The sequence below is a fragment of the Dactylosporangium cerinum genome, from assembly GCF_042653625.1.
Lineage (GTDB): Bacteria > Actinomycetota > Actinomycetes > Mycobacteriales > Micromonosporaceae > Dactylosporangium > Dactylosporangium cerinum.
Genome location: NZ_JBHSIU010000014.1, coordinates 129,472 through 151,302 on the forward strand (window position 1 = coordinate 129,472; position 21,831 = coordinate 151,302).

The 21,831-nt window shown below is 72.3% G+C and carries 22 protein-coding genes; 11 read left to right on the forward strand and 11 right to left on the reverse strand.

Annotated elements, in window-relative coordinates:
* Window positions 1–24: 24 nt before the first annotated feature.
* The 7 genes from ACFPIJ_RS14425 to ACFPIJ_RS14455 are packed head-to-tail and all read right to left on the reverse strand — an operon-like array spanning window position 25 to window position 9,519.
* Window positions 25–1,980 (reverse strand): alpha-glucuronidase, encoded by a 1,956-nt coding sequence (locus tag ACFPIJ_RS14425; RefSeq protein ID WP_380115325.1) that lies wholly within the window; start codon window positions 1,978–1,980, stop codon window positions 25–27.
* A complete protein-coding gene (locus tag ACFPIJ_RS14430; RefSeq protein ID WP_380115327.1) occupies window positions 1,977–3,971 on the reverse strand; it encodes a beta-galactosidase in 1,995 nt (664 codons plus the stop codon). Before ACFPIJ_RS14430 ends, ACFPIJ_RS14425 begins: the two co-directional genes overlap by 4 nt.
* Window positions 3,968–4,606: a YesL family protein gene (locus ACFPIJ_RS14435; protein WP_380115329.1), complete on the reverse strand. Its 639-nt coding sequence runs from the start codon at window positions 4,604–4,606 to the stop codon at window positions 3,968–3,970. The genes ACFPIJ_RS14430 and ACFPIJ_RS14435 overlap by 4 nt, the downstream gene beginning before the upstream one ends.
* Before the next feature lie 5 nt (window positions 4,607–4,611).
* Window positions 4,612–6,090: a GH39 family glycosyl hydrolase gene (locus tag ACFPIJ_RS14440; protein WP_380115330.1), complete on the reverse strand. Its 1,479-nt coding sequence runs from the start codon at window positions 6,088–6,090 to the stop codon at window positions 4,612–4,614.
* Window positions 6,087–7,745, reverse strand: a complete 1,659-nt coding sequence (locus ACFPIJ_RS14445; RefSeq protein WP_380115331.1) for an ABC transporter substrate-binding protein — start codon at window positions 7,743–7,745, stop codon at window positions 6,087–6,089. Before ACFPIJ_RS14445 ends, ACFPIJ_RS14440 begins: the two co-directional genes overlap by 4 nt.
* A gap of 23 nt (window positions 7,746–7,768) precedes the next feature.
* Window positions 7,769–8,614: a carbohydrate ABC transporter permease gene (locus tag ACFPIJ_RS14450; protein WP_380115332.1), complete on the reverse strand. Its 846-nt coding sequence runs from the start codon at window positions 8,612–8,614 to the stop codon at window positions 7,769–7,771.
* Entirely contained in the window at window positions 8,611–9,519 is a 909-nt protein-coding gene (locus tag ACFPIJ_RS14455; RefSeq protein WP_380115334.1) for an ABC transporter permease, read from the reverse strand. The genes ACFPIJ_RS14450 and ACFPIJ_RS14455 overlap by 4 nt, the downstream gene beginning before the upstream one ends.
* 173 nt (window positions 9,520–9,692) lie before the next feature.
* On the opposite strand from ACFPIJ_RS14455, the gene ACFPIJ_RS14460 reads away from it, so the two are divergent.
* Genes ACFPIJ_RS14460 through ACFPIJ_RS14475 form a run of 4 tightly spaced genes read left to right on the forward strand, consistent with a single transcriptional unit; the run spans window position 9,693 to window position 13,647 of the window.
* Window positions 9,693–10,658, forward strand: coding sequence for an acetylxylan esterase (locus tag ACFPIJ_RS14460; protein ID WP_380115335.1), 966 nt, complete (start codon window positions 9,693–9,695; stop codon window positions 10,656–10,658).
* An 11-nt stretch (window positions 10,659–10,669) separates the two neighbouring features.
* Window positions 10,670–11,701, forward strand: coding sequence for a LacI family DNA-binding transcriptional regulator (locus tag ACFPIJ_RS14465; RefSeq protein ID WP_380115336.1), 1,032 nt, complete (start codon window positions 10,670–10,672; stop codon window positions 11,699–11,701).
* Between the two features lie 21 nt (window positions 11,702–11,722).
* On the forward strand, window positions 11,723–12,763 hold the full coding sequence (locus tag ACFPIJ_RS14470; RefSeq protein WP_380115338.1) for a LacI family DNA-binding transcriptional regulator: 1,041 nt from the start codon (window positions 11,723–11,725) through the stop codon (window positions 12,761–12,763).
* Window positions 12,760–13,647 (forward strand): DUF4304 domain-containing protein, encoded by an 888-nt coding sequence (locus tag ACFPIJ_RS14475; protein WP_380115339.1) that lies wholly within the window; start codon window positions 12,760–12,762, stop codon window positions 13,645–13,647. The genes ACFPIJ_RS14470 and ACFPIJ_RS14475 overlap by 4 nt, the downstream gene beginning before the upstream one ends.
* 3 nt (window positions 13,648–13,650) lie before the next feature.
* Here ACFPIJ_RS14475 and ACFPIJ_RS14480 read toward each other — a convergent pair whose 3' ends face one another.
* Complete coding sequence (locus tag ACFPIJ_RS14480) at window positions 13,651–14,811, reverse strand: hypothetical protein (RefSeq protein WP_380115340.1); 1,161 nt, start codon at window positions 14,809–14,811, stop codon at window positions 13,651–13,653.
* Window positions 14,812–14,908: 97 nt separating this feature from the next.
* Between ACFPIJ_RS14480 and ACFPIJ_RS14485 the strand changes: the two genes are divergently transcribed.
* On the forward strand, window positions 14,909–16,204 hold the full coding sequence (locus tag ACFPIJ_RS14485; protein ID WP_380115342.1) for a condensation domain-containing protein: 1,296 nt from the start codon (window positions 14,909–14,911) through the stop codon (window positions 16,202–16,204).
* Here the strand turns inward: ACFPIJ_RS14485 and ACFPIJ_RS14490 are convergent.
* Entirely contained in the window at window positions 16,188–16,901 is a 714-nt protein-coding gene (locus tag ACFPIJ_RS14490) for a PIG-L deacetylase family protein (RefSeq protein WP_380115343.1), read from the reverse strand. The genes ACFPIJ_RS14485 and ACFPIJ_RS14490 overlap by 17 nt on opposite strands.
* Before the next feature lie 64 nt (window positions 16,902–16,965).
* Between ACFPIJ_RS14490 and ACFPIJ_RS14495 the strand changes: the two genes are divergently transcribed.
* The 5 genes from ACFPIJ_RS14495 (at window position 16,966) to ACFPIJ_RS14515 (ending at window position 19,230) form a co-directional block, all read left to right on the forward strand.
* A complete protein-coding gene (locus tag ACFPIJ_RS14495; RefSeq protein WP_380115345.1) occupies window positions 16,966–17,307 on the forward strand; it encodes a hypothetical protein in 342 nt (113 codons plus the stop codon).
* Window positions 17,304–17,978 carry a response regulator gene (locus ACFPIJ_RS14500; protein WP_380115347.1) on the forward strand — a complete coding sequence of 225 codons (675 nt, stop codon included), beginning with the start codon at window positions 17,304–17,306 and terminating at the stop codon, window positions 17,976–17,978. Before ACFPIJ_RS14495 ends, ACFPIJ_RS14500 begins: the two co-directional genes overlap by 4 nt.
* A 34-nt stretch (window positions 17,979–18,012) precedes the next feature.
* Complete coding sequence (locus ACFPIJ_RS14505; protein ID WP_380115349.1) at window positions 18,013–18,486, forward strand: hypothetical protein; 474 nt, start codon at window positions 18,013–18,015, stop codon at window positions 18,484–18,486.
* Window positions 18,452–18,946 (forward strand): GNAT family N-acetyltransferase, encoded by a 495-nt coding sequence (locus ACFPIJ_RS14510; protein ID WP_380115351.1) that lies wholly within the window; start codon window positions 18,452–18,454, stop codon window positions 18,944–18,946. Before ACFPIJ_RS14505 ends, ACFPIJ_RS14510 begins: the two co-directional genes overlap by 35 nt.
* Window positions 18,947–19,014: 68 nt before the next feature.
* Window positions 19,015–19,230 (forward strand): hypothetical protein, encoded by a 216-nt coding sequence (locus tag ACFPIJ_RS14515; protein ID WP_380115352.1) that lies wholly within the window; start codon window positions 19,015–19,017, stop codon window positions 19,228–19,230.
* A gap of 184 nt (window positions 19,231–19,414) precedes the next feature.
* Here ACFPIJ_RS14515 and ACFPIJ_RS14520 read toward each other — a convergent pair whose 3' ends face one another.
* Window positions 19,415–19,690 carry a hypothetical protein gene (locus tag ACFPIJ_RS14520; protein WP_380115353.1) on the reverse strand — a complete coding sequence of 92 codons (276 nt, stop codon included), beginning with the start codon at window positions 19,688–19,690 and terminating at the stop codon, window positions 19,415–19,417.
* A 349-nt stretch (window positions 19,691–20,039) separates the two neighbouring features.
* Between ACFPIJ_RS14520 and ACFPIJ_RS14525 the strand changes: the two genes are divergently transcribed.
* On the forward strand, window positions 20,040–20,627 hold the full coding sequence (locus ACFPIJ_RS14525) for a hypothetical protein (protein WP_380115355.1): 588 nt from the start codon (window positions 20,040–20,042) through the stop codon (window positions 20,625–20,627).
* A 64-nt stretch (window positions 20,628–20,691) separates the two neighbouring features.
* Here ACFPIJ_RS14525 and ACFPIJ_RS14530 read toward each other — a convergent pair whose 3' ends face one another.
* Window positions 20,692–21,783 carry a ricin-type beta-trefoil lectin domain protein gene (locus tag ACFPIJ_RS14530; protein WP_380115356.1) on the reverse strand — a complete coding sequence of 364 codons (1,092 nt, stop codon included), beginning with the start codon at window positions 21,781–21,783 and terminating at the stop codon, window positions 20,692–20,694.
* Between the last annotated feature and the right edge of the window lie 48 nt (window positions 21,784–21,831).

Sequence of the window (21,831 nt, forward strand, 5' to 3'; positions counted from 1 at the left end):
ACCTTGCATCGCGGCCGGCAACGATCAGTGGATGCGGCGGCCGTGCGCGTCGCGGACGCCGGACTTGCGGAAGAAGTACGCGTTGATCTGGTCCCGCCACTCGACGGCGCTGCGCAGCTGCTCGTCCAGGCGCTCGGCGACGCGCGCGGCGAGCGCCGGGCCGACCAGCCCGGCTGGCAGCGCCGCCCAGCGGTCCCGCATCGCCGCGACCGCCTCGACGCCCTCGAAGTGCGTGTCGTAGATGTGCTGGATGACGGTGCCGCCGTCGTGCAGGACGTGCCCGTAGGGCACATGGTGGAAGAACAGCAGCAGCTCGTCCGGGCAGTCGTAGACTGACTCGTACACCCGCGACCAGGCCGGCGGGTACTGGCCGGTGAAGCCGGTGCCGGTGGCGCGGGTGCGGTCCACGCCGACGCCGTCGCGGTCGGCGAAGTGGTAGGTGCCCCACGGCGTGTACTCGTAGCCGTCGACGTCGGGGCCGTAGTGGTGCCCCGGGCGGACCATGAAGCCGACGCCGAGCGGGGCGGTGTACCGCTCGTAGGTCCGCCACGAGTCGTCCATGACGGCGTGCAGCGTGTCGCGCGGCTCCCCCGGTCCGGGCCCGAACGTCAGGTCGATCCACTCGTCGAGCACGGCGACGGGGTCGAGGCGCGGGTCCCAGGCGAGCCGGCCGAACGCGTACAGGTTCGCCTGGGCGAGCGGGTGCCCGGTCCAGAACGGGTCGTCGCCGACGTTCGACACCGCGACAAGACCGGCCGCGAGACCAGCCACCGGCGGGCCCTCGGCACCAAAGGGGGTGAAGCCGAGCACCTCGCTCCACATCGGAGCGAGGTAGCACACATGCCGCTGCTGGCCGGTGTACTCCTGGGTCGCCTGCACCTCGACCGCGACGCGGGTGGCGGGCATCGCGGCGATGAGCGGCGACACCGGCTCCCGGGCCTGGAAGTCGATCGGGCCGTGCTTCACCTGCAGGATCACGTTGTCACCGAAGGTGCCGTCGAGCGGGACGAAGTGGTCGTGGGCGGCGCGGGCCCGGTCGGTGCCGCGGTCGCGCCAGTCCTGCCGGTGGTTGTAGACGAACGCCCGCCAGTGCACGACGCCGCCGTGCGGGGCGAGCGCGGCGGCGAGGGTGTTGGCACCGTCGGCGTGGCTGCGGCCGTAGGCGAACGGGCCGGGCTGCCCCTCGGAGTCGGCCTTCACGACGTAGCCGCCGAAGTCGGGGATCGTCGCGTAGACCCGCCGGGTGGTGTCCGCCCACCAGGCCACCACCCGCGGGTCGAGGGGGTCGGCGGTGCCGAGGTCGGCGGCCGGCGCGGCGAAGCTCACGGACAGGTGGACGCGGATCCCGAACGGGCGCAGGAGATCCGCGATCGCGGCGACGTCGCCGAGCCGGCCGGTCAGCAGCCGCGCCTCGGTCGCGTGCACGTTGACGTTGTTCACGCACAGGGCGTTGACCCCGCAGGACGCCAGCAGGCGGGCGTAGGCGGTGACCCTGGACAGGTCGGTGCGCAGCGCGCCCTCGTGCCAGAAGACGGAGCCACCGGCGTAGCCGCGCTCGACCTGGCCCATGACGGGGTGCACGTCCACGTTGTCCCAGTGCTGGACCATCCGCCGGCGGATCGCGGGCCGGTGCGGCCGGGGCGGAAACGCGCCGTCGAAGGCCGCCTCGCCGAGCCGCACCACGTGGAAGAACCCGTAGAGCAGCCCGGCCGGTTCGTCGGCACGCACGACGGTGACACCGGCGGCGCGGGACAGGACGAAGACGTCCGGGTCGGGCGGCAGCCGCCCGCTGGACAGCTTGAGGACCAGGTCGAACGGACCGTCGCCGCCGACCGTCCCGCCGAACCGTTCGCAGGCCCCGGAGAGCTCGGCGCGCACCGTGTCCACGAGCAGCCCGTCGCCCTGGATCAGCACCCGGCGCGAGCCGACGGCCCGCAGCGCCGCCGGCGGCAGCCACGCGGGGTGGACGTCGCCGGTCACGACCGCGTCTCGATCACGGCCACCCCCAGCGGCTCGAGCGTGACGGCGCCGTCCACGGAGGCCCCGGTGAGCAGGTCGACGCCGGTCGCCGGGACGGTCGCGGTGTCGGTGCCGGAGTGGTTGAGCAGGAACAGGAAGCCGCCGCGCACGGTCGCCTCGACGTGCGGCGGGGCGTCGCGCACGACCGGTGCCACGCCCGCCGCGGCGACCGCGTCGAGGATCGTGTCACGCAGCGCTCCGGCGTCCAGGCGGGTGCCGACGTACACCACCCGTCCGGTGCCCAACGAGTTCGTCACGACGGCGGCGCGCCCGGCGAGATCCCCGTCGAGGTAGGTGGCGAGCACCGTCGCGGTCTCCGGGTGCAGGCTGTCCTGCCACCAGTCGGCGCTCGCGACGCACCCGTCGGCGAACCGCACCGCGACGGACGTCTCGAGCGGCGCGTACTCGTCGATGTAGGCGCCGATGAGCCGCCGGAACGCGCCCGGGTAGGCGGGCTGCCGCACCTGGTTGCGCTCGTCGACGACGCCGGAGAAGAACGAGCACACCAGGGTCCCGCCGGCGGCGACGAACGCTTCCAGGGCGGCGGTGCAGCGGTCGTCGACGAGATACGCGTTGGGCACCACGACCACCCGGTACCGGCCGAAGTCGGAGCCGAACGAGACGAGGTCCACGGCGTGCTGCGCCTCCAGCAGCGGCCGGTAGTGCGCGGTCACGATCGCCGGGTAGTCGAAGTCGTTGCGGGGCAGCCCGTGCGTGACCTCCAGGCCCCACCAGGCGTTCCAGTCGAACAGGACGGCGACCTCGGCGGTGGAGCCGGACCCGGCGACGGCGGCGATCCTCGGCAGCTCGCGGCCGAGCGCCTCGACCTCCCGCCAGGTGCGCGACCGGGTCCCGGAGTGCGGCAGCATCGCGGAGTGGAAGCGTTCGTGGCCGCCGCGACCCGCACGCCACTGGAAGAACAGGACGCTGTCGGCGCCGTGCGCGACGGCCTGGTAGGAGCCCAGCCGCATCCGCCCCGGGCGCTTGACGTGGTTGACCCGCCACTGGGAGACGGCGCCGGCGGCCTGCTCCATCAGCAGCCACGGCTCACCCCGCAGCGACCGCATGAGGTCGAAGTTGAGCGCGGCGGCGACGTGCGAGCCGGCCTGCCCGGGGTCGGGGTAGATGTCCAGCGCGACCGCGTCCTCGTGTGCCGCCCAGCGCCATGAATCCGTCTGGCGGTGGAACCGCATGAAGTTCGTGACGACCGGCAGGTCGGCGCGGTACGAGCGGACGATGTCGCGCTCCATCACGAAGCACTCGAGCAGCGCGTCGGAGACGAACCTGTGGAAGTCGAGGCGCCGGGCCGGGTTCGACCACGAGCGGGGCACCTCCGGCGGGCCCACCTGCTCCCAGTCGCTGTAGCGCTGGCCCCAGAACCGGGTGTACCAGGCGTCGTTGAGCGCGTCGAGGTCGCCGTACCGGCGCCGCAGCCAGTCCCGGAACGCCGCCGCCGCGGCCGTGGTGTAGGCGGTCGGGCCGTACTCGTTGCCGATGTGCCACATGGCGAGCGCCGGGTGGTGGCGGTACCGCGAGGCGAGCGCCGTCGTGATCCGGGCGGCGTGCTCCCGGTACACCGGCGATGTCGGGTCATAGTGCATCCTGTTGCCGAAGCCGAACACCTCGCCGTCCTCCATGACGGGCAGCACCTCCGGGTGTTCGTGGGACAGCCACACCGGCGGCGCCGCGGTCGGGGTGCCGAGGTCGACGCTGATGCCGTTGCGATGCAACAGGTCCATGGCGTCGTCGAGCCAGTCGAAGGTGAACCGGCCGGGCTCCGGCTCCAGCGACGCCCACGCGAACACGCCGAGGGTGACGAGGTTGACCCCGGCGCGCCGCATGAGCTCGACGTCCTCGTCCCACACCGCGCGGTCCCACTGCTCGGGGTTGTAGTCGCCGCCGAACGCGAACCCGCCGAGCCGGGCCCGGAAGGCGTCCATGCCGGGATTCACGCCGTGTACCGTTGCGTGATCCCGGTGATCATCGGGCGGGTGACGGCCAGGAGCGCGGCGGCGAACGCGGAGGCGAGCAGCAGCAGCACCGCCTCCGACGTGAGCACGGTGACGGCGGCGGCCGCCACGAGCAGCCCGCCGGTGCCGAGGGAGACCAGCGGGAAACGCATGGCCAGGCGCAGCACGTCCGGCGGCCGGAACTCGAAGAGGGAGACGATGACCAGGGCCGTGACGGCCAGGACGGTCGCCGCCGCCGCGACCACGACCAGCAGCGCCGACCACCAGGCGGGCACCCCGGCCGCGGCGCGATGGGTGAGGCTGACGGCGACGACGCCCAGCACGGCCAGCAGCGGCGCCCAGACCCGCAGCGCCGCCCCGGCGTTGCGCCGGTAGCCGCGCCAGAACGCGGCGGCCGGCCGCAGGTCGGCGAGGTCGGCGGGCTGCCGGTGCAGCGCGTAGAGGGCGGCGGACAGCGCCGGCCCGACCGGCAGAAGTCCGACGATCGCGGCGAGGCTCCGGTCGAGCAGGACCAGCGGCACCAGCCCCGGTGCGGTGGTGACGACGACCAGCGCCTCCACCACGAGCAGCGTGTAGGTGCGGGCCGCGACGCGAGAGAGCGGCCCGTTGAACGTCATGGCGCTCATCGGGTGCCGCCCAGCAGTCGGGCGTCGTCCCACCACGGCGGCGTCTCGTCGTGGACGGCGGTGACCTCGACCAGGGTCACCTCGTGCGCGGCGAGGGTCAGGTCGAGCTCGGCCCGCCCTTGAACGACGGGCGCGGCGTGGTGCCGCCGGGCCGGCTCCGCCGCCTCGTGCAACGCGTCGAGCTGCCGTGCGCTGGGAGAGCGGGGGCTGCCCAGCTCCCGCCACGCCGCCCACGCATTGCCCGCCTCCTCCGACACCGAAGACCTCGCCACATACGCGGTTCCGCTCGGCTGTCCGACGGGGACGGACAGCCGGACGCGGTGCCCGACCTCCGCCGGGCCGCGGCCGGTGTGGTCGACCGGCGCCCAGGCGAGCACGGTGACCCGGCCGGTGCCGTCCCGGGTCACCAGGTGGTCGTCGCCGCGGGCCACGACCTGGTCGCCCATGCGGGCCAGGAACGCGTACAGGTGGAACGTGGGCTTCTTGACCTGGCGGTGGGTGAGCAGCCCGAAGCCGCCGTGGAACAGCGCCGCCGGGATCCCGTTCTCCTCGAACACGTCGCAGAACGTCCAGTAGGAGAACGAGTCGACCAGGTCGCCCGCGGCGGCGACGACCGGTGCAAGGTAGGCGGCGTGGAACGCGGTGTCGTGGATCGGGTTGTCCGGGCGGTAGGAGGAGTTGAACTCGGTGATGTGCACCGGCAGCCCCGCCAGGGCGGTGCCGGCGAGCTGCCGCCGCGGCGCCGCGAACTGCTCCAGCAGCGTCGCCGCCGGGGCGAGGGTCTGGTGCACGCCGAAGGGCACGTGCTGGGCGGCGCCGGAGGTGTACGCGTGCCGGCTCACGAAGTCGATCGGGACGTCCCGTGCGGCGACGAACTCGGCGAACCGCGGCAGCCAGCCGTCGTCCGCACCGGGCGACAGTGCCGGGCCGCCGACCTGCAGCGACGCGTCGACGTCCTTCACCGCGTTGGCGGCGGCCTCGTACAGGTCGTGGTAGGCGTCCTGGTCCGCGTGCTGCCAGAAGTCCTTGAGGTCCGGCTCGTTCCACACCTCGATCGGCCAGCCGCGCACCTCGTCGAGACCGTAGCGGTCGACGAGGTGTGCGACGGTGCCGCGGACCAGCGCCGCCCACTCCTTGCGGTCGCTGGGCGGGGTCACGTTGCCCCGCCACCAGAACACGGTCTGGTCGCCGGACGCGAGCCCGGGCGGCATGAACCCGAGCTCTACGAACGGCCGGACACCGAGCTCCAGGTAGGCGTCCACGACCTGGTCGACGTAGGTGAACGAGTGCAGCACCCGCCGCTCGCCGCCGTGCCCGTAGGGCCGGTGCACGCCCATGCCGTCGCTGAACAGCCCGTGCTGGCGGATGTGCCGGAACCCGATCTCACGCTGGAGCAGCGCGAGCGACTCCTGGTAGTCGCGGCGCAGCGCGAGCTCGAACCGCCCGGCGCCGACGCAGTGCCGCCACGCGCTCACCCGTGGTTCTTCTTGTACCGGTTGTAGGCGGCGTTCACGACCTCGATGTACCGGGTCATGTTCTTGCCCTTGAGCTCGGTGACGTAGGCGTCCCACTCGCTGAGCGGGCGGGAGCCGAGGATGAACTTCAGCGTCTGCTGGTTCACGTGGTCCTTCAGCGTGGTCTCCCACAGTGTCGCCTGTTCGCGCTCGTCGGCGTTGAGGGGGCGGGGCGGCGGGAGCGGCTGGTTCTTACGGGCGTTCATGACCTCCTGGAACGCGAGTTCCTCCTTGGGGAACTGCGAGTTGAGCAGCTTGGTGGTGCCGCCGTAGACGAAGACGCCGTTGAGGAAGCCGTATTCGACCTGGAGGTTCTTCGTGCCGGTGGGGTTCAGCCCGCCCCAGTTGACGTCGGCGGCGAGCTTGAACGTGCCGTCGTCGACGTTGCCGGTGTACGTGGTGCCCTCGACCCCCCACTTGGCGAACAGCTTGCCCTGCGGCGAGTAGTACAGCCAGTCCATGAACTGCATGAGCGCCACGAAGTTCTTGCTGTCGCGGGCCTTCGCCGAGATCATGACGCCGCCCTCGAGGCGGGTGCCGGCCTTCGTGTCGCCCATCGGGCCGGTCGGCGTGGGGATCTTCAGCACGGTCGCGCCGGGGATCTTCGCGATGCTGGGCCGCAGCTCGTTGACGAGGGTCTGGGCGTTGCAGCTGATCACGAACGACCTGCCGTTGGCGAACTTCTGCTTGGCGATGTCGTCGGACTGGGTGAAGCTCTCGGGGTCGACGAGCTTCTCCGTCACCAGCGAGTTGAGGTACTCGACCATCTGCTTGTACTGCGGGCTCGCACCGGTGTAGCCGAACGCCTTCGCCGTCTCGTCCCAGCGGGCGTGCTGGTAGGTCCAGCCGGCCTGGACGCCGTACGCGGTGCCGACGATCGACAGCAGGTTGTTGCCGCCGGGGTTGGCCGGGGTGCTCCAGCGGTCCGACAGCGGGTACACGTCGGGGTGGGCGGCCTTCATGGCCCGCAGCACGGTGCGCAGGTCCTCCCACGTCTTGGGGACCTGCAGGTTGAGCTGCTGCAGCACGTCGGTGCGCACGGCCAGGGAGTAGTCGGCCCAGACGTCCTCGTGCAGGCCGGGCAGCAGGTAGAACTTGCCGTCCTCCTGGCGGAACCCGTCGAGGTCGGACTGCAGGTTCCACCTGGCGACCTGGTCGCGGAAGTTCGGCAGCAGGTCGAGGTGGTCGCTGATGGGTAGGATCGCCCCGCCGGCGATGTAGGCCTCCTCGTCGGGGTGGTACGTCTTCGGGATGATCATCGGGGCGTCCCCGGCCGCGACCACGACGCTGCGCTTCTGGTTGTAGTCGCTGCCGGGCACGACGGTCGCCTGCAGCGTCACGTTGGTGCGCTTGGTGAGCTCCTTGAAGAACAGCCAGTCGGCCTTGTACGGGTAGCCCGCGTTGCTGAGCATCATGATGGAGAAGGTCAGCGGCTGGGTGGCGGTGAACTGCTGGCCGGCGCCGTAGCCGTCCATGGCGCCGTCGCGGTGCCCGGTGTAGTCCTGGCCCTTGTCGGGGTCGTCATCGTCGCCGCAGCCGGCCAGCGCGGCCACCGCGGCCGCGCCGCACGCGCCGAAGAGGGCGCGCCTGGAAACCTGGTGCGAAATCTGGTGCACAGAAGCTCCTTTGTCTGCGGCCGTCATCCCTTGACGGCGCCGAGGGTGATCCCGGAGACGAAATACCGCTGGATGAAGGGGTAGCCGAGCATGATCGGCAGCGCCGTGAGCACGATCGTCACGGCCTGGATGTTCGCCGCGATCTGCAGTGCCGTGTCCGAGGGCGTGGAGATGTCGGACCCGCCGGTGGACCCGGCGATGAGGTTGCGCAGGTAGATGGTGACCGGGAACAGGTCGGCGTCGTCCAGGTACAGGAACGCCGGGAACCACGAGTTCCAGAAGAACACCGCGTAGAACAGGACCATCGTGGCGATGACGGCCTTCGACAGCGGCAGCACGATCCGCCACAGGATCCCGTAGGTGCCGAGCCCGTCGACGGCGGCGGCCTCCTCCAGCTCGGCCGGCAGGCCCTCGAAGAAGGCCTTCATGACGAGGAGGTTGAACACGCTGATGGCGTTGGGCAGCACCACCGCCCAGATCGTGTTGCGCAGGCCGAGCCCGCTGACCAGGACGTAGTTGGGGATCAGGCCGCCGTTGAAGAACATGGTGAAGACCGCGACCCCGACCAGCAGCGCGCGGCCCTTCAGGTGGCGTTTGGACAGCACGTACGCGAAGCAGGTGGTGAGCACGATCGAGATGACCGTGGCCACGACGGTGTAGACGAGGGTGTTGCGGTAGTTGGTCCAGAACACGGGGTCGGACAGCACGACCTCGTAGGTGGTCGTGTTGAACCCGCGCGGCAGCAGGTTCACCGTCCCGGCCTGGATCGCCTGCTCCTCGCTGAACGAGCGGGCGACGACGTTGAGGAACGGGTACAGCGTCAGCACCACGACGCCGGTGAGGATCAGCCCGAGGGCGGCTCGTTTCACCACAGGCTCGCCCCGACCGTTCGTTTGGACACGAAGTTCGCCGTGAGCACGAGGGTCAGGCCGATCACCGACTCGAACAGCCCGATCGCGGCGGCGTAGCTGAAGCTGCCGGACACCACGCCGACCCGGTACAGGTAGGTGGAGATGACGTCGGCGGTCGGGAAGGTCAGCGGGTTGTACAGCAGCAGGACCTTCTCGAACCCGACCGACAGGAACGTGCCGATGTTGAGGATCAGCAGCGTCACCATCGTCGGGCGGATGCCGGGCAGCGTCACGTGCCAGGTCTGCCGCCACCGGCTCGCGCCGTCGATGCGGGCCGCCTCGTAGAGCTCGTGGTCGATGGTGGTCAGGGCGGCGAGGTACAGGATCGTGCCCCAGCCGACGGTCTGCCACATCTCGGAGGAGACGTAGATGGCGCGGAACCAGCCGGGCTGCTGCAGGAACGGCACGGCGTCGGCGCCGACCGCGCGCAGGCCCGCGTTGACCGCGCCGTCGAGGGCGAGCAGCTGCATGACGATGCCGGCCACGACGACGATCGACAGGAAGTGCGGCAGGTACGAGATCGTCTGGACGAGCCGCTTGAGCCAGCGGGTGCGCACCTCGTTGAGCAGCAGCGCCAGGACGATCGGCAGGGGGAACACGAGCAGCAGGGTCAGCCCGCCGAGGACGAGCGTGTTGGTGAAGACGTGCCAGAACGTCGGGTCCTGCCAGAACATCCGGAAGTAGCGCAGGCCCACCCAGGTCTCGCCGAACAGGTCGCCGCCGGGCCGGTAGCGGCGGAAGGCGATGACGTTGCCGGCCATCGGCAGATACCGGAAGACGACGAAGAACAGCAGTGGCAGCACGGCGAGGGAGTACAGCTGCCAGTCGCGGCGCAGTGCGGCTCGCCAGGTGCGGCGGCTCATGCCCGGCCTCCCTCCCCGAATCTTCGAAACTTTCGGCAATCATTCGGCAAGCATCGGGTAATGTAGATTCATCACTACGTACTGTCAAGGACTCGATATCTGGCTCATGAGCTGCGCACACTTGACCAGCGGGCGACACCGGAGCCCATGGAAACTTTCGGTCGAGGATCCTCATGCCACAGTTCGACCTCGCACTGCCGGAGCTATGCCGGTACGCCCCTGTACTGGCCGAACCCACCGACCTCGATGCGTTCTGGGCCTCGACGCTCGACGCGGCACGCGCCTCTGCGCCGGTCCTTTCCGCCGTGCCGGTGGCGACCGGGTTGCGGCTCGTCGACACCTGGGACGTCACGTTCGCCGGGTTCGGCGGCGACCCGGTCCGGGCCTGGCTCAGCCGTCCCGCCGGCGCGACCGGGGCTTTGCCGGCGGTCGTGGAGTTCGCCGGGTACGGGCGCGGGCGCGGCCTGCCGCACGAGCGCCTCACCTGGGTCACCGCCGGGTACGCGCACCTGCTGATGGACAACCGCGGCCAGGGCGACCGGTACGGCAACGGCGGCGACACCCCCGACCCGCACGCCGGCGGATTCCAGCCGGTCACCCGGGGCATCCTGTCCCCGCACGACTACTACTACCGGCGGCTGATCACCGACGCGGTGCGGGCCGTCGACGCGGTGCGGGCGCTGCCCGGCGTCGATCCGGCGCGGGTCGCGGCGCTGGGCAACAGCCAGGGCGGCGGGCTCGCCCTGGCGGTCGCGGGTCTCGTCCCCGACCTGGCCGCACTGCTCGCCACCGCGCCGTTCCTGTGCCACGTCGAGCGGGCCGTCGCACTCACCGACGCCGCGCCCTACGGGGAGATCGCCCAGTACCTGGCGGTGCACCGGGACGCCGCGGAACAGGTGTGGCGCACGCTGTCCTATATGGACGGCGTGCACCTGGCCCGGCGGGCGGCCGCCCCCGGCCACTTCGGCACCGGGCTGCGCGACCCGGTGTGCCCGCCGAGCACCGTGTTCGCCGCGTACAACGCCTACGGCGGCGCGGACCGCACCATGCTCACGTATCCGTTCAACGGGCACGAGGGCGGCGACGCGGTCCACGTCCGCCGCCAGCTGGACTGGCTGGCCGCGAAACTTGCGGCGTAGACTCGCGGGCCATGGCGTCGCACAGCAGGGCCACCATGGCCGAGATCGCCGCCGAGGCGGGGGTCTCCGTCCCGACCGTCTCCAAGGTGCTCAACGGCCGGCACGACGTCGCACCCGCGACCCGGGAGCGGATCGAGGAGCTGCTGCGCGCCCGCAGCTACCTGCCCCGCCGCACCCCGGCGGCCCGCACCGCCGGTCTCATCGACGTCGTCTTCGTCGACCTCGGCAATGCCTGGGCGATGGAGATCCTGGCCGGCGTGGAGGAGGTCGCGCACCGCGCCGGGATCGGCGTCGTCGTCTCCGCCGTGCACGGCCGCACCCGCACCGCGCCCGACCGGCGCTGGCTGGAGAGCCTGGCGGCGCGCCGGTCCGACGGGGTCCTGCTGGTGCTGTCGGAGCTCGCCGCCGACCAGCGGGCCCGCCTCGCCCAGCTCGGCATCCCGGTCGTGGTCGTCGACCCCGCCGGGCAGCCGGACCCGAGCGTGCCGTCGGTCGGCGCCACCAACTGGACCGGGGCGCTGACCGCCACCGAGCACCTGATCGGCCTCGGCCACCGGCGGATCGCCGTCATCGGCGGCCCGGGCGACGTGCTGTGCGCGCGGGCCCGCGTCGACGGCTACCGGGCCGCGATGCACGCCGCGGGCCTGCCGGTCCCCGCGAGCTACGAGCGCACCGGCGACTTCACCAGCCCGACCGGGCACCGGGAGACCCTGGCGCTGCTGGATCTGCCGGCACCGCCGACCGCGATCTTCGCCTGCGCCGACGAGATGGCCCGCGGCGCCTACGAGGCCCTCTACGAGCGCGGCCTGCGCGTCCCCGACGACCTGAGCGTCGTCGGGTTCGACGACCTCGAGCAGGCCCGCTGGTCGATCCCGCCGCTGACGACGGTGCGCCAGCCGCTGACCGAGATGGCGGGCCTCGCCACCCGGATGCTGCTGACGCTCATCGCCGGCGACCCCCTGGACTCGACCCGCCTGGAGCTCGCCACCCCGCTCGTCGTGCGGGCCAGCACCGCCCCACTTGGAAATATTTCCATGTCTTAGGAACGGTCCTAGACTGGCGCGGTGGAATCCGGGAAGCCGCAGGGCCGCCGTCGCCGTGGCGAGGTCACCGTCGCGACCATCGCCCAGCTCGCCGGCGTGTCCCCGCCGACCGTTTCGAAAGTTCTGAACGGACGGTCCGGCATCGCCGTGGAGACCCGGGACCGGGTCGAGGCGCTGCTGCGCGAGCACGGCTACCGCCGCGGCGAGTCCACGGTCGCGTCGCCGAGCGTCGAGGTCGCCTTCTACGGCCTGGAGAGCCACCTCGCGATGGAGATCCTGCGCGGCGTCGAGCAGGTGGTGCGCGACCGCGGCCTCGCGGTCGGGTTCACCGACCTGCAGGGCCCCGCCCCCGGCGGCCGCCGCACCGCCGACCGGCTCCTCGCCCGCCGCCCCACCGGCGTCATCGCGGTCAACTCGGCGTTCCGTGCCCGGCAGTACGAGCAGCTCACCGCGAGCGGCGTCCCCATGGTCGTGCTCGACCCGACCGGCGAGCCGATGCACTCGATCCCGTCGGTCGGTGCGACGAACTGGAGCGGTGGCATCGCCGCGACCCGCCACCTGCTCGACCTCGGGCACCGGCGGGTCGGCGTGATCACCGGCCCGATGGAGTACCTGTGCGCGCGGGCACGCCTCGAGGCGTGCCGCGGCGCCCTGGACGCCGCCGGCGTGCCCCTCGACCCGCGGCTGGTCCGGCACGGCCGGTTCCACTTCGACGACGGTGCCCTGCTCGGCCGGCAGCTGCTCACCATGCCCGACCCGCCGACCGCGATCCTGTGCGGCGACGACCTGCAGGCGCTCGGTGTCTACGAGGCCGCCCGCCTGCTCGGCGTGCGCATCCCCGACGACGTCAGCGTCGTCGGCTTCGACGACATCGAGGTGACCCGGTGGTGCGGCCCGCCGATGACCACCGTGCGGCAGCCGTTCGCCGAGATGGGCGCCACCGCGGCCCGGATGGTGCTGCAGCTGGCGGTCGGCGAGACGGTCGAGCCGGCCCGGGTCGAGCTGGCCACCCAGCTCGTCGTGCGCGCCAGCACCGCACCTCCCCCGCTGGCCGGGTCGTGATCTCGCCGCCGGACGAGTCCAGGCCGGCCATGGACCGCTCGGCGAAGGCGGTCATCTCCGAGCTGCTGGCCCGGGACGTGACGCCGGTGCTCAAGCGGCAGGGTTTCACCGGCCGGGGCCGCAACTACCGGCGCACCCTTGCCGACCGGCAGGAGCTGCTCACCGTCGAGCCGCACCGATGGAACTCCCGCCACGGCGGCGCCTTCACCGTCCACCTGGGTGTCTTCCTGCACGATCTGGACGCGTTCGTGGCGTTGGTGCCGCCGCCGGAGCCGCCGGACGAGCACCAGTGCCACCTGCGGCGCACCGGCTCGCGCTGGTGGACGTTCGACGCGGCAACCGATCTGCGGTCACTCGGCGCGGACGCCGGCCGGGCGGTCCAGGACCTCCCGTGGTTCGACGAGGTGCGCACCGACGCCGGCGTCCTCGCCTGGGTGCGCGGCACCCCGCTGCCGCACGGCGTCCTGGGGCTGCGGCACGTCTACCTGGCGGCGACCGCGGGCGCACCGGACCTCGCCCAGGAATGGCTGTCCGGCATCGTCGCGGACGCGCCGCCCGGCCCGCTGCCCCGGGAGGCCGCCCGGTTCGCGGCGCGGCTCGGCCTGAACTGCCCGCCCCCGGCCGACGCACCGGCACTGACCGCGGTGTTCCGGACCGCCGCGGACCACGACGGCGTCAGCGCGGTCCGGCACCTGGTGGACAAGCTGGATCAGCACCTGACGGAGCTCCGGCGGGACCACGCGGCCGCGTACCACACGCTCGTTCGCGACGGCCGCACGTGCACCGCCGACTTCTACGGCGCCACCGCCGAGGAGTTCCTCCGCCCGCTGCGCCGCGCGTTCGCCAAGCTGGCGCCCTCGTTCGCCGACATCACGTGGCGGTAGGTTTCAGAAGTCGCGGGCGTCGTCGAACCACTCCTGGGCGTCCTCGGTGAGATCGCCGACCGGGGTGTCCGCGGCCAACTGGGACACCGCGTCGCCCGCGTCCTCCCGTTCGGTCGTCTCGATGCCCCGCATCGCGTTGACCACCGCGACGAACGCGCGGATCGCCGCCTCGACGCCGTCCGGCCCGGTCGCGGTCGCGATCGCGCGCTGGGCGGTGCGGAACGCCGTCGTCGCCTTCTTCGCCTTCCCGGCCGGCCAGCCCGAGAACGGCAGGCCGTACTCGGTGGCGAACCACTCGGGCTTGCGCAGCTGGGAGACGCCGCTGTGCTCCCACTGCCGGTCGGGCCGGCGCAGCTCGCCGCGCAGCCGCTTGCCGGCGGTCTCCTCCACGTTGAACGCGATCAGGTGGGTCAGCTCGGGCCAGCTGTCCAGCGCGGGCAGCCCGGTCAGGTCGGGGCAGAACCGCAGCCGCAGGCTGCGCAGGTGCCGCAGCTGCGCCAGGGCGGCGACGTTGACCAGCTGCCCGCCGAGCGAGAGGTGGCGGGTGTCGGGGAACTGCAGCAGGCTGGCGCAGTCGAACGCCTGGCGCAACGGCCGCACCGTCACGCCCACCCGCTGCGCGGCGGCGAAGGCCGGCAGTTCCGGCAGGCGCAGTGGCACCGCGTCCGCGGCGGGCAGCGTGTCGGGGTTGAACTCCACCGCCGGGCAGGCGCCGCCGTCGGCGAGCACGGCAGTCAGCAGGCTCAGGTCGCCGTTGACGGTCAGGACCCCGTGCGGCACGGACGGCACGGTCAGGTGCAGCGGCGCGTTTCGCAGCGTGATCCCGAGGCGGCTGACGTATGCCCCGGTCGCGTCGACCACGTGCGCCACGCCCGGCCGCCACTCGAAGGTCTCGATCGGGCGGCGCCGCGCCCAGTCGAAGAAGCCGGTGTCGTCGCCCTCGTAGACGATGATGCGTGGCCACGGATATCCGGCCGGGACCTTGAACGGATCGAACACCGTCCAGTCGATCGCGTCGTCCGCGGCGACGACCAGGTCCGGGCGTTGCGACCCGCCGGCCGCGGGGCCGATGACGACACTGCCGACACCCGGACTGCGCACCAGCCGGTGGCTGTCGGGGCCGGTCAGCGAGATGACGGACGCATCGTCGCGTGAAAGTTCCACGGCGGCAACAGTACCAACGACGCCCCCCGCCGCCGCGCGTTGACACCACCGGCGGCGGGCCGCACGCTCGCGGCGGGCCTCAGGACGGGAGTCGTTGGTGGGGAACAGCACGAGTCACGTCGTCGTCGCGTTCGAGGGCGAAGGATCCGGGGTCGAGGAGCTGACCTGGGGGCAGCGCGACGTCTGGGACCTCATGCGGCGCACCGGCCGGACGATGAACATCGGCGGCACCGTCCGCGCCGCCGACGGTGAGACCGTCGAGGGGGTCGCGGCGGTGCTGCGCTCCCTGGTGGGCCGGCACCAGGCGCTGCGCACCAGACTGTCCCTTGTGGACGGCGGGCCGCCGCGGCAGGTGGTGTCGAGCTCCGGTGAGACCGCTCTCGAGATCCTCGACGCCACCGGCGACCCGGACCTCGCGGCGGAGCGGCTCCGGGTCCGATACCAGACGACCAGGTTCGACCCGGTCACGGAGTGGCCGCTGCGGATGGCAGTGGTCCGCTCCGGCGGGACGCTCACGCACATCGTGGTGATGTACTACCACGTCGTCGTCGACGGGTTCGGCATCAACGCCGTGGTGCGCGACCTGGCCGATCTGGACGCCGCTCCGCAGGGCATCCAGCCGCTGGACCTGGCACGGCAGCAGCGGACCCCGGCGGCGCTGCGGCAGAGCCAGCAGTCGCTGCGGTACTGGCAACGCCAGCTGCTGCGGGTCCCGCACGCGCCCGTCCCGGTGGTGCCGTTCGACCCGGACGAGCCGCGGTTCTGGGAGGTCGTCTGCGACTCGCCGGCGCTGGCCCTCGCCCTGCGGCGGGTCGCGGCCCGGACCCGGGTCGCGACCGGGCCGATCCTCCTCGCTGCGTACGCCGTCGCGGCCGCCCGCCTCACCGGCGCCGACACCGCCGTCGTGCAGGTGGTCGTCAGCAACCGGTTCCGGCCCGGCTTCGCCGAGGCGGTCGGCAGCCTCCGGCAGTTCGGGCTGTGCGTGATCGACGTGACCGGCCCGTTCGACGAGGTGGTCGCGCGGGCGTTCAGCGCGGCGATGGGCGCCTACAAGCACGGCTACTACGACCCGGCCGTCCACCAGGACCTCGTCGCCGGCCACGACCTGACCTGCTACCTCAACGACCGGCGGATGGAGACCCGCGACGAGGACCCCGGGCCGGTCCCGGCGATCGGCGCCGTCCGCGCCGCCCTTGCCGGGACCACCGTGCACTGGGGCGTCCGCGAGGACACCTACGACGGGTCGCTGTACCTGCACGTCGAGGACGCCATGAGCTACTCGTTGTGGGGCGACACCCACCGGTTCACCCCGGACGCGATCCAGCGGTGTGCCCGCGACATCGAGGCCGCGGTGGTCCACGCGGCCGAGGACCTGGTCACGGCGCCTCGATGAACGCCTCCCCCGCGTTCAGGGCCCGGTAGTCGTCGATGCCCAGCAGCGCCACGGCGGGCGCGACCTGGGTGTGCATGGCGAGCAGCGCGGCGATCTTGCGGTCCAGCGCCGCGCCGGTGAGCCGCAGGTCCACCGCCAGGTCATCGGGCGCCACCCCGACCGGGCGCTCGTCGGTCATGAAGACCCGCCACTGCTCGTACCGCTCGCCCCAGGTCTCCAGGTGCTCCGCGGTCATCGTCGCGTGCAGCAGCCGCCCGGGCCGGCCCGCCCGGTCCCACGCCGCCCCGACCCACGCGGAGATGGTCTGGTGGTCGGGATGGAACGTCCCGCCGTCCGGGCCGAACGTGAGCACCGTGTCCGGGGCGACGTCGACGAGCAGCGCCGCGATCCGCGCCACCGGCTCCTCGGGGTCCAGGGCGGCCATCCCACCGTCGGGATAGCCCAGGAAGCGGTGGTCGGCGACGCCGAGCACGGCCATCGCCGCGGCCGCCTCCCAGCGGCGGGTGCGCCCGAGCCGCTCCGGCGGCCACGCGACCGGGTCGTCGGTGCCGTGCTCACCTTCGGTGGCACTGACGCACACGACCCGCTGCCCGAGCTCGGCGGCGGCCGCCATGATCCCACCCGCCAGGTAGGTCTCGTCATCGGGATGCGCCCAGATCGACACGATCGTGCCGAGCTTCTCGACCTGCTCTTCCACGCCTCCATGCATACCGCACACTCCCCCGCCGCCACCGCGTGCTGTCGGGTCACGGACCGGCGCCGTGCGAAGATCACCGGATGTCGAGGGGGTGGCGGGCGCGGATCGGCTGGACCGGCTGGCGGCGGGAGCTGGGGTGGTGCTGCCGTGGGTGCTCGCCGCGCTCGGCCCGGGGCAGTTCATCCCGAGCCAGGACGCCACGCCGGAGATGATGGCGCAGGAGGCCCGGGACGGGCACGTCACCCTCGTGCTGCTGGCGATCGGTTGCACCGCCGGGCCGCTCGTCGTGGCCACCGGGATCTGGCTCATCTGGCGGGCCCGCCGCGCCGCGCGCCCCCAGGCGCCCAGCCACCCGGATGAAGGCCCGGCGGCGGGCGCGCCCGTTGCGGGACAATACGAACCGTGAGCCGGATCCTCATCGTCGACGACGACGAGCCGCTGCTGCGCGCGTTGCGGGTCAACCTCACCGCCCGCGGCTACCAGGTCGACACCGCCGTCACCGCGACCGCCGGCCTCATCTCCGCCGGCAACCACCACCCGGACCTCGCCATCGTCGACCTGGGCCTGCCCGACCTCGACGGCATCGAGGTCGTGAAGGGCCTGCGCGGCTGGAGCGCCGTGCCCATCATCGTGCTGTCGGCCCGGCACTCGGAGCCGTCGAAGGTGGCCGCCCTGGACGCCGGCGCCGACGACTACGTCACCAAGCCGTTCGGCATCGACGAGCTCCTCGCCAGGATCCGCGCCGCGCTGCGCCGCGGGTCCGCGCCCGCGGACGCACCGGTCATCACCACCGAGTCGTTCACCCTCGACCTGGCGACCAAGCGCGCGGTCGGCCCCGCCGGCGAGGTCGGCCTCACCCCGACGGAGTGGCACCTCCTCGAGGTCCTCGCCCGCCACCCCGGCACCGTCGTGGAGCACCGCCAGCTGCTGCGCGAGGTCTGGGGCCCCCGGTACGAGACCGAGACCAACTACCTGCGGGTGCACTTCGCCAACCTGCGCCGCAAGCTCGAACGCGACCCGGCCCGCCCCCGGCACATCGTCACCCGCCCCGGCCTCGGCTACCGCCTCGACCTATAGCGCCTTCCTTGCCGCGACGCGGTAGCGTGCCGCTGTGCCTCGCCGCATAGGTGCCCGGGTGCTGGTCGTCGACCGGCTGACGTATCGGTGGTCCCTGTCGCACCGGCACCGCGTCGAGCACGACGGCGGCCCACCGCACTACCACGGTTGCGTCGAACGGCTCGCGGTGCGCCGCGCCGGTGCACCGGGCCGGCTCGAGGTGCTGTTCGAGGCCGGACCCGGCCGGCTGGTCCCGGACGGCCTCCTGCACTCGGGCGGCGTGATCCACGGCGAGGACTACCTGAACCTGCACCAGCCCCGTGTGGTGCGGGCGCTGCTGGACGAGGCGCTCGCCCGCGGCTGGCGCCCCACCGACCCCGCACACGTCAGGCAGGACGGCTGGGTTCTGTGCACCGCGGTGGCGGCCCGGCTCCGCGCCGCGCCGGCGGCCGAAATCGGTCGCTCTGCCGAGCCGCCGGCGACAGACTCGACCGATGAAGGTTCGCATCCGAGTGGCCGGGCATCGTGAGCACTTCGACGACGCGGCCGCGATCTGGGCCGCGGCGACGGCGGCCCGCGACGGCGACACCGAGGTCGCGCCGCTCTCACTGGCCCGCCCCGTCATCGAGCGGGTGATCGAGGGCTCGCCCAGGTCGCTGCTGCTCGTCGCGCTCGACCCGGGCGACCGGGTTGTCGGCTTCGCGGCCGTCGAGCCGACGCCCGCGGACGGGTCGACCGCCGACGTCCGGTACCTGGCGGTGCACCCCCGCAGCTGGGGCAGCGGTGTCGGCCGGCAGCTGATGCTGGCACTGCCGGTCCACCTGTCGGCCGCCGGCTTCACCCACGGCGAGCTGGACGTCTACCTGGACAACCCCCGGGCCGTCGACCTCTACGAGCGGCACGGCTGGCTCCCGTGCGGCGACCCCACCCCGCACCCGCGCAGCGGCCGCCTCGAACAGCGGTTCCGCCTCGAGCTGCATCCTGCCTAGACTGCCCATCATCCCGTGGAATCCGAAACCTCCAATGCTCCCGAAGCTCCCCTGACCCCGGAGGCGCGATGCGAACAGCACTGGCAGTGGTGTGCGCCGTTCTGTTCGTCGGCACCATGGCGTGGCTCCACCACATCACCGGAAGGTCGGTATTCCTCGTGCTGGCCGGGGTGACGACAGGTGTGCTCATCAGGATGCTGTGGTTGGAGCCCCGGCGCGCCCGCGACGACGCCGCCGACCAGGCGTCCGCCGCCAAGGAGCGAGACGCACCCGGCGCACCATGATGGCCCGGCAGCACACGGCCGGCGGCGAGAACCGGGCTTGGTCGCAGATCGAACGAGCCGGTTGGCCGCGTGGGCGACCACGGCGCTCCTTCGATCATCAGCAGCGGCGGGAGATTGCCGTTTCTCCCCAGTGCACGCTGTCAACAGGCTCCTGGGCGCGAACCCAGCCATCCCACCATCGCCGTCAGCGGGGGGCGACGCGGCGCAGGCAGGCGACGAAGCCCTGGTCCATGCTGACCAGCTCCCAACCGCGGGTCTCCAGGAACTCGACCGCCGTCAGCACCTCGTCGAACATCGTGTTCTCGCCCGCGGCGCGGTTGAACGCGGCGCTGACCGCGGTCGACACCGACATGGCCGGGCCGACGACGATGTAGCGGAAGGGGTAGCCGTCCAGGACGACCCGGCCGGACAGGATGTCGTTGGCGCGGAAGACCCTCGACGGGCGTGGCGGCGGCTGCACCGCAGCATCATCACACGGCCGGCGGCGTGGCGACGTCCGGCCGTGTGACGCGGGCGGTCAGTAGGTCCAGACCTGGTTCGCGCTCACGGAGCACGGCGTAGAGGGTCGAGCCGGCGCATCCGCTTGTGGGCCGAGGTCGAGGTCGAGGCCCAGGAAGGTGCAGAAGGCTTGCACTCCCCAGGTGCTGTCGCGCGGGGTCATGGGACTGGTTCGTTGTCGATACCCTGCGTTGGGTCGCCGCTGGCGCAATTTCGGGGAGGTCGCCATGACAGACGGTGTATCGGAGCCGGTCCCGCTCGCCGGCGAGGTGCCTCCTTCGGGCACCCGCCGCCTCCAGACCGTCGTTGCCGTGATCGGGCTGGCGGCGGCGCTGGTCAGCCTGGTCCTCAGCTTTCTCCTGGTCAAGGCCAACCAGGAACTCGACGCGAACCGGCGAACCATCGCCGACCAGCGGGCGTCGATCGACCAGCTGCACGCCGAAAACGGCAGGTGGCAAGCGTTGGCCGCGAATCCCGTCAAGCCCGGCGCCCAGCCCACCCCGAGCCCGACGGTGCCGAGCGGGCAGCAGCTTCGCAGCGGTTCCCTGGTCCTCCCGTTTCTCAACTGTGTCGACCTGGACACACCCGCGGCGGAGAACTGGCGGATGACGACCCCGGACTGCCGCGGCGGCGCCGATCTGCTGCTCGGCCAGGACATTGAGGGAATCCGTGCGGCTTCGGGGGCCGCGCACCGGATTCCCGGTGGGAAAGGCTCGTTCGAGGAATGCGCCCGCGTGGGGCAGACCAGTGAACCGATCCCCTACAGCCACGTCTTCCTGGAGACGCAGATCTGCGCACGAACCAGCGAGGGCAACGTGGCGCTGCTGCAGGTCGTGGCGGCCGTGATAGCGGGACATCCGGACAAGATCACCTTCAACGTGACCGTCTGGGCCCGGTGACCCTGGGCGGGGCGGCGGGACACGGCCGGCGGCGTGGCGACGTCCGGCCGTGTGACGCGGGCGGTCAGTAGGTCCAGAGCTGGTTCGCGGCGCCGGAGCAGGTCCAGATCTGCAGGCGGGTGCCGTTGGCGGAGCTGGGGCCGGTGGCGTCGAGGCACTTGCCGGAGCCGGCGTTGACGAGGGTGGAGCCGGTGCGGGTCCAGCGTTGCGCGGCGGTGCCGTTGCAGTCGTAGAGCTGGACCTTGGTGCCGTTGGCGGTGCCGGCGCCGGTCACGTCCATGCACTTGCCGAGGGCGCGCAGGGTGCCGTCGGTGGCGCGGGTCCAGTTCTGGGCGTTCGTGCCGTTGCAGTCGTACAGCTGGACCGCGGCGCCGTTGGCGCTGCTGGCCGCTGCCACGTCGACGCACTTGCCGCCGTAGCCGTGGATCGGGCCGGTGCTGCCGGCGGGCGGGGTCGTGGTCGGAGGAGTCGTGGTGGGAGGAGCGGAGCCGACCCAGGACGATGCCGCGGCGGAGCCGACGTTGTCGATGGTGGTGTTGTTCTCCACCGGGTTCGGCACGCTGCTGGGGAAGACGATGAAGGTGACCGGGCCGGCGGTGCCGCCGCTGGCCGGGTTGGGGTCGATGCCGAGCGCGACGGCCAGGGCGTAGGAGCCCTCGCCGATGATGTTGCTGGGGCCCTCGTCGGCGAAGACGGCGTAGGCGACCTTGCCGTTGTAGACGACGGCGGCGACGCTGCCGGCCCGGATGCCGTTGGCCGAGTAGGTGAACCGGCTGCTGGGCAGCGGCACCACGTAGTAGCGGGTCACGTCGGAGGTGAAGTAGGCGCCGGTGGACGTGGTGAAGGACGTCTGCGCCTGATACCAGGGGTCGGTGGAGGCGTTGCAGCGCGAGGTGGAGATGCCGTCGCAGTCGATGTCCATGTCGGCGGTCCAGAAGTACGCGCTGCCGTTCTTGCAGATCGCGACGGTCTCGGCGCCGCCGTCGTCGGTGGCGTAGCGGCCGTTGGAGACCTGGGTGCAGGTCTGGGTCTTGGCGAGCAGCTGGCTCGCGGTGGGTCCGGCGGCGAGCGCCGGGGTGGCGGTGGTCAGCGCGTACGCGGCGGTCGCGACCAGGGACAGGGCAACCGACGCGAGCGCCAGGAGGGGTCTGCGCATGGGGGCTCCAGACAGGGTGGGCGGGTACCGGATAGGTAACCTGCCTAA